The organism is Rhodoluna miladensis (SeqCode), from assembly GCF_965234705.1.
Classification (GTDB): Bacteria; Actinomycetota; Actinomycetes; order Actinomycetales; family Microbacteriaceae; genus Rhodoluna; species Rhodoluna miladensis.
In genome coordinates, this window is the sequence record NZ_OZ248465.1 from 37,865 (window position 1) to 52,371 (window position 14,507).

Sequence of the window (14,507 nt, forward strand, 5' to 3'; positions counted from 1 at the left end):
AATTACTTCCAACGGGTGGTCATCATGAAGCCCACCATTGCAATTCCAAAACCAATAAGGATGTTCCAGTTTCCAACGTTTAGAGGAGTTGCTGCTCCAAGCGGGAACTGAGCGCTGGTCACGTAGTAAGTGATGATCCAGATAAGCCCAACAATCATGAAGCCAAACATCACGGGCTTGAACCAAACTGGGTTCAGTGACTCCCCGGAATCGCCCTGAGATTTTTTAGATGGCTTTGAATTCGGTAGGTTATTTAGTTCAGACATGAGCTCAATTCTACAACTAGGCTTTACACAAATGACCAAGATTCTCGTGCTGGATAACTACGACAGCTTCGTATACACGCTAAATGGCTACCTGCAGCAGTTGGGTGCCGAGACAGACGTGATCAGAAACGACGCCATCGAAGCATCCGAGCTACCCGCCCTAATGGCCAAATACGATGGCGTCCTTATCTCCCCAGGTCCCGGTACCCCGGCCGATGCAGGCCTTAGCATTCCAGTGGTCAAAGAAGCACTTCAAACCAACCAACCGGTATTCGGTGTTTGCCTGGGCCACCAGGCCATTGCAGAGGCAATGGGTGCAACAGTGCAGTCAGCAGAAGAACTAATGCACGGCAAGACTTCAGATATCGAGCACGACAACAGTTTGATTTTCAAAGATGTTCCAAAATCTTTCCGCGCTACCCGCTATCACTCACTTGCTGTGCTGGATGGGACCGTTCCTGAAGATCTAATCGTCACCTCCCGCACCAAGGGAGGCGTGATCATGGGTTTGCAGCACGCAACCAAACCAATTTACGGAGTTCAGTTTCACCCGGAGTCCGTAATGACTCAAGGCGGCTATCAGATGCTAGGCAACTGGTTGGAATCAATCGGACTTAAAGGCGCAGCAGAAAAAGCCAAGTCACTTTCCCCGATGGTAAATCTCTAGCCAGTAGCCACACAGTTCAGCGTCAAGGTAATACTCGAGCGCTGAGGCGCAAGACCTGCTGGAATCGACTGAGTCGCAACTAGTGTTCCAACTGTTCCCGAGCAAGCCGTTGGCTGAGCAATAACAACACTGAAACCAACTTCAGGCGCCTGCATGATTCGCTGAGCTTCGGAAATGGTCAAGTTCTCAACGTTCGGAACTTGGACTTGACCATCGGAAACCAGCAAGTTCACGGTTGAACCTCCAGGCACTCGCTCGTTGGCTGCAGGAACAGATTCGATTACCGAACCCTTAACAACGCTCGCTGAGTTCGCAGGCGAGATAACACCAAGTACCAATCCGGCACTCTCGAGAGCTGCTCTGGCGGCTTCTTCAGTGAGATTGGTCAAAAGCGGCACTGCAACTTCAAGTTTTCCTGAAGACACCACAATTTCGATTGTGGTTCGCTCTGGAACTTTGGTTCCAGCTGGGGGATCGGTTCGAATGATTACTCCGGCTGCGATCTCATCACTTGCTTCAGTGATTCTTAGAACAAGTAGTCCCTGATCACGAAGAGCTTGTGCTCCATCGTCAAACAGAGCGCCTGAAACATCAGCCACAGGAATACCTGAATTTGCTGGCGGAAGAAGAGGTTGGAAGGTTCCGCCTAAGGTAAGTAGCCAAATGATCAAACCAATAAGTACTACTGACGCACCAGATCCAACACCCCACAGCACACCAGCCGCAGGCCTTTCACTTCTAGAAGCGTTTTGAATTCTGATTGCACTGGTTTCGGTATTGGAATTTACATCAACACCCAATTCCTTGAAGAAATCTTCCGGTTGAATCTCGCCGATAACTTCAGTCTGAGTTGACTCAATAACCTGTGTCGGTTGCGCAGCAACTGGAACTGTTTTATTCAAAGGTGCTTTTTTCTGCAAGGCCTGGCCATTGGCGGCAGCTAGCAAGTGATCTCTGAATTCTTCGGCAGTCTGGAATCTCTCGCCGCGATCTTTGGCAAGGGCGTTTAGAACAACCTGGTCCATTTCAGGTGTTATGTCAGCGTTGTGTGCCGACGGTGGAGTGACTTTTTCACTGACGTGTTGGTAGGCAACGGATACTGCAGTATCTCCCTTAAACGGAGGACGGCCTGCCAGCATTTCGTACAGCACAACACCGGTTGAGTAAAGATCCGTTCTGGCATCGACTGCTTCGCCTCTTGCTTGTTCAGGGGAGAAGTACTGGGCGGTTCCAACAATGCCCGAGGTGTGAGCCTGGGTTGCGGAAGAATCAGAGATTGCGCGGGCAATGCCAAAGTCCATGACTTTGACTTGGCCATCTTCGGTGACCATGATGTTTGAGGCTTTGATGTCGCGGTGGATGATTCCAGCCTTGTGTGAATACTCAAGGGCGGTAAGCACGCCCTTGGCGTAGCCAACCGCTTCACTAGAAGTTAGCTTGCGCTCGTGCATCAAATCTCTAAGGAGTTTGCCCTTGACGTATTCCATGACAATAAACGGTGTCTTTCGAACGTTGCCGTTGGAGTCGGTAGTGATTTCTTCGCCGGCGTCATAGATGCGAACAATGGTCGGGTGAGCCATCTTCGCTGAAGCCTGAGCTTCCTGAGCAAAGCGGGATTCGAAGTTCTCGTCATTGGCGAGGTCGGACTTGAGTAGTTTGATGGCAATCTTTCGCCCTAGGCGAAGATCGACTCCCTCAAATACATCAGCCATACCGCCGCGGCCGATGATCTCGCCCACCTGGTAGCGACCAGCTAATACGCGCTCTTGATCAGACAATTCGTCCTACCCCGTTCTTACACTTCAATATTACCCAGCCCATCAGTTGCCACTTCCGCCAGTAGGACTCGGGGAAGGAAAGGGTGAAACCGAGGAACTCGGCAAAGGGATAGAACCATCTGTTGGTTCTGAGCCAGGGGTTGACTCAGTTGGTGCGGGAATCGTTGTTTGTTGGATGTAGTAGTAAATCTTCACCGTTGCTCCAACTTTCACCTGGCCTAAGCCATCAGCTTTATAGACAGTCAAGATACGAGGATCCTCTAGACCAAGCGGTTCCCCTGGAACCGCATCAACTACCAGTCCGCGCTCTTTCAAGAAAATAGATGCATCCGCGACGTTCTTACCGATTACATCGGTAAGCAAAACAACCACCGTTGGCGTCAAATCTTCAGTTGGAGTTTCTGAAGGGGCAACAGTTGGCTCAAAAGTTGGAACCGGCACTTCACTTTGCTGCTCGCTCATCAAACTCAAAACAATTGCGATCATCACACCGGCTGCTGCTGCAAACAGCAGTCCAATGAGTGCAAGCCAAGGCCAAATAATCGGCGGCTTCTCCGAAGGTTCGGTTTTCGGATCGGGCTCTATCACCCTGGTTCTTACCGTCGGGGTTTGATCCTGATTGAAAATCTCGGTTGGAGAAACTCCCTCAAGTTGGAGTCTTAGCGCTCTGGCACGGTTTGAAAGATCAAGTGCAGAACCTGGTCGCTGGTTTGGCTTTTTAGCAAGGCAAGCTAAAACCAAATCCTGAACGCGCTGATCGATGTCTTGACCCATGGCAGGGGGCTTGTCGTTGATCTGTGCCATTGCAATCACCATCTGAGATTCGCCGGTGAACGGCCTTCTTCCAGTTAGTGCCTCGTAGGCAACAATTCCGAGTGAGTAAATATCCGTCGATGGAGTTGCTTGTTTACCGGTTGCCTGTTCAGGGGCTAAGTACTGAACCGTTCCCATAACTTGACCGGTAGCAGTAAGAGCAACTTGGTCGGCAACTCTTGCAATACCAAAGTCAGTAATCTTTACTTTCCCGCCGGGGGTAATAAGCAAGTTTCCTGGCTTTACATCGCGATGCACCAGGCCATCCTCGTGCGCTGCGTGCAGCGCACGTGCAGTTTGTTCCATGATGCTCAGAACCTCAACAGAGGTTAGCCGAATGCGTTTTTCAATTATGCGAGCTAGTGAATCACCAGAAACTAGTTCCATGACCAGATAGGCAGAACCAGATCCTTCGCCGTAGTCGTAAACATCCGCAATTCCGACATGATCAACGCGAGCAGCGTGACGAGCCTCAACACGGAAACGCTCAAGAAAACCAGGGTCACCCATGAACTCGGGCTTCAGGATCTTGATTGCAACGTCGCGAAGAATTACTTCATCGTGCGCACGCCATACCTCTCCCATACCGCCGATGGCGATGCGATCAACTAGTCGATAGCGGTTTCCATAGATCTGTCCGGCTTCTGGCTTCATTGGCCAAACACCGCCTTGAAAAACGACCTCGCGACCGGTGCGGCGGTTCCGTTACCGCTAGCTCCAGAATCTCTTCCGCCGCCATCTTCAATAACTAGTGCGATGGCAACCTTGGGGTTTACAGAAGGCGCAAAGCCTGTGAACCAAAGAGTCACTCTTTCGTTGTCACCGTTTTCGGCAGTTCCAGTTTTTCCAGCCACCTTCACTCCGGAAATCGAGGCGTTGCTAGCAACGCCCTTAGAGACTGACTGCACCATCATCTTTTTCAACGCTTCAGCGGTTGCTGCAGTTATCGGCTGAGCTAGAACTTCTGGTTGTGGGGACTGGATCACAGAAAGGTTGGGGCTAATCACGCTCTCAATAAGGTTCGGTTGCATCATCAGCCCGCCGTTGGAAATCGCTGAAGAAATCAGAGCCATTTGCAGCGGGCTTACCCGAACATCGAACTGCCCGAAGGAAGAAAGGCCAAGCTGAGCCTCATCCATTTCTTCTGGGAAAACACTCGGGGTTGCGAGCATCGGAACTCGAATTTCCTTACCGAAGCCAAATAGCTCAGCCTGGGCACGAAGGCGGTCTTGCCCTAAGGCAAGACCCAACTCAACAAAGGGCACGTTGCAGCTGTAACGCATTGCATAAATAAGTGACACCGTCGAATCAGAACCACAGGCTCTTCTGGAGGAGTTAAAAACCTCGGACGAAGAGCCTGGAAGCTTGACCGAGACTGGGTTTGGGAAAGTGCTGGCGTTGTTGTATTCGCCTGATTCCAGGGCGGCAGCAGCCACCACCAGCTTGAATACCGATCCCGGGTGATAGAGATCTCCACCGATAGTTTTGTTTATCAATGGATTAGCAGCGTCAGCTTCAAGTTCGGCGTAGTTCTCGCGGACCTTCTCGCTTTCGTGACCGGCAATTCGGTTGGCGTTGAAGCCAGGCTTTGAAACCATCGCAAGGATGTTGCCCGTCACTGGATCAATGGCAATCAAAGCGCCACGGTAGTCACCAAGGGCGTCCCAGGCGGCTTGCTGAAGCTTTGGATCGAGGGTTAGCTCAACGGCAGCTCCAGTGATGGGGTTACCGGACAAGACAGCATTGACCTGTTCGAAAAACTGGGAGGAGCTTTGACCAGAGAGGTAAGAGTTGGCAGCTGATTCGATTCCGGTGGCGCCACGGAAAACAGAGAAGTATCCGGTGACTCCCGAGTAAATCTCATTGTCATAAGTTCTGAGGTATCGATAGGCGCTGTCCACCGCAACAGATTCGGCGATTGGTTTGCCATCGACCAAAATAGGTCCGCGCTGAGTCTTATAGCTTTCGTAGATGTTTCGAACGTTCCTTGGATCATTTGCAACAGCTTCGGTGTTTACTGCCTGCAAAAGTGTTCCAGCGAAAAACAAACTTATAAACATCGCCGCAACTACCAGCGAGACTCTTCTAAGTTCTTTAGTCATCGAATCGACACCTCGCTTTGTCGATCAGCTGCTGAGTCCGAAAGCCTAAGCAGCATGGCGATGATGATCCAGTTGGCAAGAAGCGATGAACCACCTGCTGCCAGTAGAGGTGTGGTTAGGCCGGTCAGAGGAAGAATTCTGGTCACGCCACCGATAACAACAAATACTTGAAGGGCAATCACAAACGCAAAACCAACCGCCATCAACTTGGCAAACTCGTCGTTGTGCCTAAAGCCAACTTTTAGTCCGCGGGCAACCAGCAAGAAGTACAAAGCAATAATTGCAAAGAATCCAATAAGACCCAATTCTTCTGCCAGGCTCGCGACGATGAAATCGCTTTCGGCCAGTGGAACAAGTTGCGGCACACCGCCACCAAGACCGGTTCCAAACAATCCACCGTTAGCCATTCCAAAGACGCCTTGCACAATCTGGTAGCTACCACCAACGGCATCGTAGTTTTCTTGATCGAACGGGTTTAGCCAGGCATCAAACCGGCGCGATACATAATCCAAAACGCGCGAAGCAACAAGTCCGCCTGTGACCAACATGGCAACACCAATGCCGGCATAGAAAGCTCGTCCAGTTGCAACGTAGATCATCACCAGGAATAGTCCGAAATACAAAATGCTGGTTCCAAGATCGCGCTGCAAAACTAGAACACCAATGCTTGCCAGCCAGATCACCAAGATAGGCCCAAGCTCACGGCCCCTTGGAATTCGAACTCCAAGGATCTTTCTTCCTACAACGGCTAACGAATCTTTTCGGTTCACCAGGTAACCTGCAAAGAAAATGATCAGCGCAATCTTGGCTATTTCACCAGGCTGAAAAGTAATGCCGAAAATGGAAATCCATAGGGTTGCGCCATTAATCGTCGTTCCGATAATTGGGACAAGGGGCAGTAGCAGCAGCGCGATACCAACGGCCATAGAAACATAGACATACCTGCGTAAAAACAGCTGGCTAGGAACAAACAAAATCACCAATGCGGCAATTGCCATAGCAACACCAGTCCACATCACCTGCCGCACTCCAAATAACTCAGCCCCACCGGAGGCAATAGTTGCAAGATCAAGACGGTAAATCATCGCGATACCAAGACCGTTGAGCACAACAGCAATCGGAAGTATCAGCGGGTCAGCTTCGGAGGCACGGCGGCGAAGAATTAGGTGCAAAACAAAAGCAAAGGCAATCGGTGGTAGCCAATAGGTGAACAAGTCGGTTGTGATCTTTTCCAGAATGGAAAGCTGGATCTGCGCTATTTCAAAGGCGTTTAGCCCTGCCGCAAAAAACAGCAAGAGTGCTTCTAGGTTTCTAGATCTTGGAACTACCTTGATTAGCTTTGAGATCTGGAGGGCTTCGGTAAGCGCGTTCATCGCTAGTTGCCCCCTAGCTGATCCAAAACTCTTCTGGCTTCTTCAAGGTTCTCGGTGGCAATTGAGCGCTCCAGCGCTTCGCGCTGGAAGTCAGTAAGCGAATCGACTGAGATGCTGGAAACTTCATAAACGGTTGAGAATCTAAATGGGCCAAGATCTTCCCTGATGCCCTTGTAAATAACAACTACTCCATCGTTGGTTCCAACAAAGAACCTGGTCTGGGTGTACTCATACGCCAGGAACAAGCCATAGATTGCTATTGCAATAAGCAATACATAGGTAGCTAACTGGCGGAGCCTTCGAGCACGGATTCGACCTTTGGTGTCCTTGAGAATCTTTTCTAGAAGCTCTTCGGATTCTGGAGCAAAACTAGTTGGGTCCTCTGGCTTTTGCAACATCTCGATCAGCGTCATTGGGTTCAGAATCCGCAGGATTCTTCGGCCCTTGCGCTCTTCAATAACAACTTCGCTGGCAGCAGAGCCAACGAAGTTTCGAGAAGGCGTTGCTGCTATCTCTTCCTTGTCATCCAAAACATCAACCAAAACAACTGTCACGTTATCCGGCGCACCAAATTCCAGCGCTTCACCAACTAGCAAATCGGTTGCTTCTTGAACATTGGATTTAGAAAGCATGATGCGGTGCATCAGGCCTTCTGGGATAACACCGGATAGACCATCACTGCAAACCATCCAGCGATCGCCTGGTTTAGTTTCAAAGGTTTCAAGATCAACTTCTGGGAACTGCTCAACATCTCCAAGCACGCGCATGAGCACGCTTCGTCTTGGATGAACTAGTGCCTCTTCTTCCGAGATACGACCGGTGTCAACAAGGCGCTGCACGAAGGTGTGATCTGTTGTGATCTGCTTCACAACACCATCACGGGCAAGATAGATTCTGGAATCCCCGATGTGACCGATGGAAACACTGGTTCCGTGAACCAACATTCCAGAAAAAGTTGTTCCCATTCCCGCAAGGTCCGAGTGCGCTTGTACTGATGCGCTTAGTTTCTGATTTGCCTGCCAGATATAGTCAATTAGTTTTTGCTCGGCCTGCTGGGAGTTTTCCACCGGCTCATCGGCGGTTGCAACATGCTGCGCGGTGATTGCCGATGCAATGTCTCCTCCGGCGTGACCACCCATACCGTCAGCAACAAAGAACAAGTTGACTCCGGCGTAGCCGGAGTCCTGGTTGGAAGATCTAACTTTCCCAACATCGCTTGCTGCGTAGGAAACGGTTTTGATTCCCAAGGTGGCTACGCCCTCAACTCAAAGGTGGTTTGGCCGATTCGAACCTGGGCGTTCATGGCAACTGGCTGTGGTGTGGAAACTTTCTGACCATCCAGAAAAGTTCCATTGGTGGAATCAAGATCTTGAATTAGCCACTCGCCGTTGATAAATACCAACTTGGCGTGGTGGGTTGATGCGTACTCGTCATCAACAATTAGGTCGCTATCTCCAGCTCGACCGATCGATAGCTGCCTTCCGGAAAGTGCGATCTCAGTTCCGACCTTGTCACCTCCGGTGACAACTAGCTTGGTGGCCTTTTGATCGAGTTGCTGCGTAGGAACAGCTCCGGCAACCCCTGGGCTAGAAAAGACAGCTGGGACATTGGCTTGGGTAACGCGAGAGACTACCTTTTGGCCAAATAGGTCAGCACGGATTACCGAGATGATGCTGAAGATGAAGATCCATAGTAAAACCAGGAATCCGGTGCGGACTAGAAATAGCGCTAGCTCACTCATTTAGCCCTCGCAATCACATTGAATAAGAAGTCAGTTCGACCGGCTGAAAACACCGTGCCGGAGGAGATAGTCAGCTGGTCGATCTTCTTGCCAGCCACCGTGGTGCCATTGGTGGAGCCAAGGTCTCTAACAGCTGCCCTTGAGCCATCCCAGAGGATCTCAAAGTGCTTTCTACTCAAGCCATTGTCCCCGATTTGAAGATCTGCCGTGGAATCTCTGCCAACAGTTGTTCTCGAACGAGTTAGCTCGTGGGTTACCCCTCCAACTTGCAGCACCGGTATCCAGGCAACATCTAGTTTTTTAGCTTCTGAGGAAACTTCAAGCTGGCCCAGCACTAAAGAAGGTAAAGAAGTGAGTTTGATCTCAAGAAACTCGCCGAACTGGAATCCTTGCTTTCGAGCATGCTCAGAAGCTAAAGCTTTGAGCTCATCAAGAAGTGGTTCGCCAAGGTTTGCTAGCTTCTGGTGATCTTGTGGGCTTAGGGATACCAGGTAGGAGTTTGGAACCAGGATTCGGTCGCGGCTAAGAATGGATGCCTTGGCATCCATCTCCTGCTTGATGGCTGAGGCTATCTCGACTGGCTCTAGGCCAGATTTGAAGGTCTTGGAAAAAAGGCCAGAGACCTTCTTTTCTAGAGTCTTCTCGATTTTGTCTATGAAGCCCAAGCGTTTCCCTTGTTTGGTGGCGAAATACAAGTTTACTTCTCCACATATCCCAATCCACGGCTAGGAATTGTCTGTGCTCTAGGGTAAAGTTGCACATGAGTTGCATACGAAGGAGAAATCATGAGAGCTAAGACCGTGGGATTCGCGATAGCCGATGAAGATCGGGCGCTTTTGGAAGATTTAGTCACCGAATACGGGGGTGGCAACAGATCTGAATTTCTTCGCTACGCGATGAAAAAGATTGCCCGGGATCGACTAGCAGAGCGGATGTCCAAGTTGCAGCAGGAAGCGCGCGAGGACATGGGCGGCAAGGTCTACACAACGGAGGAGACTCAAGCCCTAATAAAAAAGGTCTTGGCTTCTTGAGCTCTGGCAGGCTCCGGGTTGTATTCGACATCAACGTTTACGTTGACGCAATTACACACTCGGACTCGACCTTTCCTTTACTGAGCTCAGTCCCGCCGAAAACTTCCAACGCCGCAGCGGACTGTCTGTCCTTGGCATTAGACGGGGAAGACTTTGAGCTATTTGTCTCGCCCCACATTCTCTTGAACACCGCAAGGGTGCTTCGCGATGAAATGGGAATCAATTCGAAAACAGTAGGTTCCATCTTGACCGGGTTCACCGAAATAGTGCACAGTACAGGCGGAGCCATTATTGACCCGGCGCGACAAAACCATGACCAAAAAGATTTTGAGGACAACATAATTCTTGATCTTGTAAGGCACACCGAGTCGCTAATTCTCGTGACCAGTGATCAAGAACTGCTTCAGCAAAATCCTTGGAATGGCAGATTGATTCTTAGTCCCCGACGTTTTGTTGAGCAAATTATCCGCTCACGATCACAACGCAGTTAAGGCTGCAACCTAGAAGTGCTCCAGGCACCAAAGGAGCCATCTGGGCCAACGGTTCGAACAAATTCAATCCGGTCGTGCATTCGATTAGATCTACCCTTCCAGAATTCAATTCTGGTAGGAACAATTCGATATCCACCCCAAAAATCAGGACGTGGAACATCAGTGCCCTCAAAACGCTTCAGAGCTTGATCGTATTGGGCATCAAGCGCTGATCTAGATTCGATAGGACTTGATTGCTTGCTCGACCAGGCAGCAACTTGGGAATCGTGCGGTCTTGATGCGTGGTACTGATCGGATTCGTGAGGCTCAACTTTTTCAGCGGTACCTTGAATCAAAACCTGCCGATACATCGAGTACCAACCAAACACCGCACTTACCCTGTTGTTAACCTCAAGGGCTTCGCCCTTGCGCGATAAATAGTTGCTCGCGAAAAAGAAACCTTTGTCGTCGACGCCTTTTAGCAAAACTGTGCGAGAGCGAGGCTGATTCTGCGAATCAACTGTTCCAAGAACAAAAGCGTTTGGTTCGTAAATCTGCGCTTGCTCAGCATCGATTAGCCAGGCCTGGAACTGCGCGATTGGGTCATCAAGAAGGTGCCCTTCTTCGAGGGACTCTTGACCGTAGTCTTCGTGGCGATTTAGCGAATCCATTTGGATACCAATTCTTTTTTGAGTTTTCTAAGAAAGAAACGAATTAACCGACGGTAGCGCCAATGCGCTTGCCTCTGGTGTGCTCTGGCTTGCAAGCTAGGTTTTCAGGCTTTGCCACACACTCATCACACAGCAGCACTAGATCTCTACAAGCAAGGGAAGAGCAGTCGTGGAAGTTACTGGTTTTGCCACCGCAGGCTTCGCACTCACCAATTGTTTTAACCTCGGATGAAAAGTCCATCTTCATACGGTCATCAAAGACGTATAGGGAACCCTCCCAAAGACCCTTATCGCCATACTTCTCGCCGTAGCGAACGATGCCGCCCTTGATTTGGTAAACCTCTTGGAAGCCGCGGTTTTTCATGGCAACTGACAAAACCTCACAGCGGATACCACCGGTGCAGTAAGTCACCACTGGCTTGTCCTTTAGGTGGTCATACTTTCCAGATTCAATCTCTTTGACAAAGTCATGAGTTGTTTCAACATCAGGAACAACTGCGTTTTTGAACTTGCCAATCTTGGCCTCAAAAGCATTGCGTCCATCAAAGAACACAACCTCATCGCCGCGCTCGGAAACCAGTTGGTTTACTTCTTCGGGCTTTAGGTGCTTGCCGCCACCGATGATTCCCTTAGGTCCAACCTTTAGCTCTTCGGTAGCACCGAATGCAACCAGTTCGCTGCGAGAGCGAACTTTTAGTCGGGGAAAATCATTGCCGGTTCCATCGGACCACTTGAAATCGATCTTGTTGAAACCTGGGTACTCCTTGGTGGCGCGGGCATACTTCTTTAGAGCTTCCATATCTCCTCCAAGGGTTCCATTGATGCCGTGCTTGGAGATAAGAATGCGACCTTTTAGTCCCAGTGATTCACACAGGGTGCGTTGCCAAAGCTTCATGGCTTCGGGGTCCGGAACCGGAGCAAAGCCGTAGTAAAGAATGATTTTCTGCAGGTCCACAGCAAAATTCTATCCCTCAGGGTCTTCTAGGATAAAGGGATGAAACTTCTCCCAGGCATTGACGCCTCCTCGTTAGACAAGCAAACAAGAGCCCAAGACGACCTATTTAGACACGTCAATGGCACCTGGCTCGATAACACCGCTATCCCCGAAGATAAGGCCATCTACGGAAGCTTTCATATGCTTGCCGACGCTTCTGAAGAAGCCGTCAAGCTAATCCTGGAAGAAGCAGCAGCTAACCCAAAACCAGGCGTCAGCCAGCAAATCGGAGATCTCTACGCCTGCTTCCTAGACGAAGCAAAGGCAAACGAGCTTGGCGCAGAACCCATCAAGGCAGATCTTCGCCAAGTTGCGCAGCTAAAGACCATTGGAGAAGCAACCAGGTTGCTAGGAGAGTTCGAAAGAACCGGAACCAGCGGCACCTTCGGGATGTATGTCGATAACGACCCAAACGACCCAACCAGGTACCAGGTCAACCTTTACCAAGGTGGACTTGGTCTTCCTGATGAGGCTTACTACCGCGAAGACAAGCACAAAGAAATCCTTGAGGCTTACCAGGTTCATGTTGGCAAGATGTTCGCGCTCGCAGGCTGGGACAAAGACAAGGCAGAAGCTGCTGCAAAAACAGTTGTTGAGCTTGAAACAACACTTGCCTCAAAGCACTGGGACAACGTTGCTACTCGCGATGCCGACAAGACCAACAACCCAACCAAGTTCGCTGACCTACAAAAGCTCACACCCACCTTCGACTGGAACCTCTGGTTCGAAGGAGCGGGCATCGACCCGAAGGTCCTTGCTGAGTCCATCGTGATGATGCCTTCCTTCTTTGAAGGTCTGAGCGCTGTTTACTCCGAGAGCAAGCTAGAGAATCTAAAGACCTGGCTGAGCTGGAACGTAATTTCTTCGAAGGCTGCTTACCTGTCTCAAGAGTTCGTGGATGAAAGATTTGCCTTCTATGGAACCAAGTTGACCGGCGCACCGGTCAACCGCGCTCGCTGGAAGCGAGCAGTCTCTCTTGTTGAAGGATCACTTGGTGAAGCGGTAGGAAAGATCTACGTTGAGAAGTATTACCCGCCTGAAGCTAAAGCCAAGATGGATCAACTTGTTGAGTATTTGATTCAGGCTTACCGCGAGAGCATCCAGGAATTGGAGTGGATGAGCGATGAGACCAAAAAGAAGGCACTTGTGAAGCTAACAAAGTTCACACCAAAGATCGGTTACCCGACGAAGTGGAAAGACTACTCAAGCATTGCTATTGACCGAAACGATCTTGTAGGCAACGTCAAGCGAGTGACCTCTTGGGGACTAGATCGAGAGATGAAAAAGATCGGCTCTCCGATTGACCGCGAAGAGTGGTTCATGACCCCTCAAACAGTGAACGCCTATTACAACCCAGGCTTCAACGAGATTGTGTTCCCAGCAGCAATTTTGCAGCCGCCATTTTTCTCACTCGAGTCAGATGATGCTGTGAACTTTGGAGCAATCGGCGCCGTTATTGGTCACGAGATCGGTCACGGCTTTGATGACCAAGGTTCAAAGTACGACGGAGACGGAGCACTAATTAGCTGGTGGTCAGATGCTGACCGCAAAGCATTCGAGGAGCGAACTGCAAGTCTGATCTCCCAGTTCAATGAACTTTCCCCAGCTCAATTGCCGGATGAGAACAAGGTCAACGGTGAATTAACCATTGGAGAAAACATTGGAGATCTCGGCGGTCTTGGAATTGCTTACCGCGCATACCTTATTTCACTAAAGGACAACGGCGGATCAGAGCCAGCACCAATTGATGGACTTTCCGCAAAGCAGAGACTGTTTCTTTCCTGGGCTCAGGCTTGGAGAACCAAGGGAAGAGATGAAATGGTGCTGCAGAGACTTGCTACCGATCCACACTCACCACCGGAGTTCCGTTGTAACCAGATCGTTCGAAACATTGATGCGTTCTACGAAGCGTTTGATTTATCCCCTGAAGATGCGCTCTGGCTAGATCAGTCGCAGCGAGTGAGCATCTGGTAAATGAAGCTTTGGCTAAGACTTATTGTTCAGCTAGTTAGCTGGAGAACAAGATCACCCCTTCAGATTCACGAAGTTGCCAAAAGAAAGTTTCGTGTCTGGCCAACCGATCTAGATATCTACGCCCATATGAATAACGGTGTTTTTCTAACCATCCTTGACCTTGCAAGATACGACCACGGAAAACGCACAGGCATCTGGAACAAGTGGAAAAAGCTCGGTTGGTATCCGGTCGTTGTTGCCGAGAACATCACTTTTAGAAAGTCCCTAGAGCTTTGGCAAGAATTCACACTAGAAAGCAAGGTCATCGGCTGGACCGATGAGGCTTTCTATTTTGAACAAAGATTCGTTGTCAAGCATCAAATCTATGCCAGGGCAGTAGTTCGCATACGCTTCCTAAAGCGCTCCAGAGGTATCGTCACACCACAAGAACTGCTTGAAGTGACCCCTTGGACAGGCCCTGTTCCCAAGCTTCCCGAGTGGGTAGCTGCCTGGTCCAAATCATCTTCTTTGCCCAAGGGCAAAGAACCAGCACCAAGCAACTGGGACTAAACAACAGAGAACAACCAACGCAAAGCTTTTTGCGACAGACTTTGATCAGAACTAACTAGAAGAGAAAAGGCTACGAAC

15 protein-coding genes are annotated in these 14,507 nt (G+C 50.0%); 5 read left to right on the forward strand and 10 right to left on the reverse strand.

The window, feature by feature from the left end; genetic code table 11:
* Positions 1 to 2 precede the first annotated feature (2 nt).
* A complete protein-coding gene (locus AC8GDC_RS00195) occupies positions 3 to 266 on the reverse strand; it encodes a cell division protein CrgA (RefSeq protein WP_506557871.1) in 264 nt (87 codons plus the stop codon).
* Positions 267 to 297: 31 nt separating this feature from the next.
* On the opposite strand from AC8GDC_RS00195, the gene AC8GDC_RS00200 reads away from it, so the two are divergent.
* Positions 298 to 933, forward strand: coding sequence for an anthranilate synthase component II (locus AC8GDC_RS00200; RefSeq protein ID WP_506557872.1), 636 nt, complete (start codon positions 298 to 300; stop codon positions 931 to 933).
* Here the strand turns inward: AC8GDC_RS00200 and pknB are convergent.
* Genes pknB through AC8GDC_RS00235 form a run of 7 tightly spaced genes read right to left on the reverse strand, consistent with a single transcriptional unit; the run spans position 930 to position 9,405 of the window.
* Positions 930 to 2,711 carry a Stk1 family PASTA domain-containing Ser/Thr kinase gene (pknB, locus tag AC8GDC_RS00205; protein WP_506557873.1) on the reverse strand — a complete coding sequence of 594 codons (1,782 nt, stop codon included), beginning with the start codon at positions 2,709 to 2,711 and terminating at the stop codon, positions 930 to 932. The genes AC8GDC_RS00200 and pknB overlap by 4 nt on opposite strands.
* A 42-nt stretch (positions 2,712 to 2,753) precedes the next feature.
* A complete protein-coding gene (locus tag AC8GDC_RS00210) occupies positions 2,754 to 4,178 on the reverse strand; it encodes a Stk1 family PASTA domain-containing Ser/Thr kinase (RefSeq protein WP_506557874.1) in 1,425 nt (474 codons plus the stop codon).
* Positions 4,175 to 5,626, reverse strand: coding sequence for a peptidoglycan D,D-transpeptidase FtsI family protein (locus AC8GDC_RS00215; protein WP_506557875.1), 1,452 nt, complete (start codon positions 5,624 to 5,626; stop codon positions 4,175 to 4,177). Before AC8GDC_RS00215 ends, AC8GDC_RS00210 begins: the two co-directional genes overlap by 4 nt.
* Positions 5,623 to 6,999: an FtsW/RodA/SpoVE family cell cycle protein gene (locus tag AC8GDC_RS00220; RefSeq protein WP_506557876.1), complete on the reverse strand. Its 1,377-nt coding sequence runs from the start codon at positions 6,997 to 6,999 to the stop codon at positions 5,623 to 5,625. Before AC8GDC_RS00220 ends, AC8GDC_RS00215 begins: the two co-directional genes overlap by 4 nt.
* Before the next feature lie 2 nt (positions 7,000 to 7,001).
* The gene (locus AC8GDC_RS00225; protein ID WP_506557877.1) at positions 7,002 to 8,246 is read right to left on the reverse strand and encodes a PP2C family protein-serine/threonine phosphatase; all 1,245 of its coding nucleotides are present in this window, start codon (positions 8,244 to 8,246) and stop codon (positions 7,002 to 7,004) included.
* A gap of 5 nt (positions 8,247 to 8,251) precedes the next feature.
* Positions 8,252 to 8,740 carry an FHA domain-containing protein FhaB/FipA gene (locus tag AC8GDC_RS00230; RefSeq protein ID WP_506557878.1) on the reverse strand — a complete coding sequence of 163 codons (489 nt, stop codon included), beginning with the start codon at positions 8,738 to 8,740 and terminating at the stop codon, positions 8,252 to 8,254.
* Positions 8,737 to 9,405 carry an FHA domain-containing protein gene (locus AC8GDC_RS00235; RefSeq protein ID WP_506557879.1) on the reverse strand — a complete coding sequence of 223 codons (669 nt, stop codon included), beginning with the start codon at positions 9,403 to 9,405 and terminating at the stop codon, positions 8,737 to 8,739. Before AC8GDC_RS00235 ends, AC8GDC_RS00230 begins: the two co-directional genes overlap by 4 nt.
* Positions 9,406 to 9,525: 120 nt before the next feature.
* Between AC8GDC_RS00235 and AC8GDC_RS00240 the strand changes: the two genes are divergently transcribed.
* The gene (locus tag AC8GDC_RS00240) at positions 9,526 to 9,771 is read left to right on the forward strand and encodes a ribbon-helix-helix domain-containing protein (RefSeq protein ID WP_506557880.1); all 246 of its coding nucleotides are present in this window, start codon (positions 9,526 to 9,528) and stop codon (positions 9,769 to 9,771) included.
* On the forward strand, positions 9,768 to 10,262 hold the full coding sequence (locus AC8GDC_RS00245; RefSeq protein WP_506557881.1) for a PIN domain-containing protein: 495 nt from the start codon (positions 9,768 to 9,770) through the stop codon (positions 10,260 to 10,262). Before AC8GDC_RS00240 ends, AC8GDC_RS00245 begins: the two co-directional genes overlap by 4 nt.
* Here the strand turns inward: AC8GDC_RS00245 and pdxH are convergent.
* Both pdxH and trhO read right to left on the reverse strand, forming a co-directional pair.
* Complete coding sequence (pdxH, locus tag AC8GDC_RS00250) at positions 10,259 to 10,912, reverse strand: pyridoxamine 5'-phosphate oxidase (protein ID WP_506557882.1); 654 nt, start codon at positions 10,910 to 10,912, stop codon at positions 10,259 to 10,261. The genes AC8GDC_RS00245 and pdxH overlap by 4 nt on opposite strands.
* Positions 10,913 to 10,955: 43 nt before the next feature.
* Complete coding sequence (trhO, locus tag AC8GDC_RS00255) at positions 10,956 to 11,867, reverse strand: oxygen-dependent tRNA uridine(34) hydroxylase TrhO (protein ID WP_506557883.1); 912 nt, start codon at positions 11,865 to 11,867, stop codon at positions 10,956 to 10,958.
* 39 nt (positions 11,868 to 11,906) lie between these two features.
* Between trhO and AC8GDC_RS00260 the strand changes: the two genes are divergently transcribed.
* On the forward strand, positions 11,907 to 13,880 hold the full coding sequence (locus AC8GDC_RS00260) for a M13 family metallopeptidase (protein WP_506557884.1): 1,974 nt from the start codon (positions 11,907 to 11,909) through the stop codon (positions 13,878 to 13,880).
* On the forward strand, positions 13,881 to 14,429 hold the full coding sequence (locus AC8GDC_RS00265) for a thioesterase family protein (RefSeq protein WP_506557885.1): 549 nt from the start codon (positions 13,881 to 13,883) through the stop codon (positions 14,427 to 14,429).
* The last annotated feature ends 78 nt before the right edge of the window (positions 14,430 to 14,507 follow it).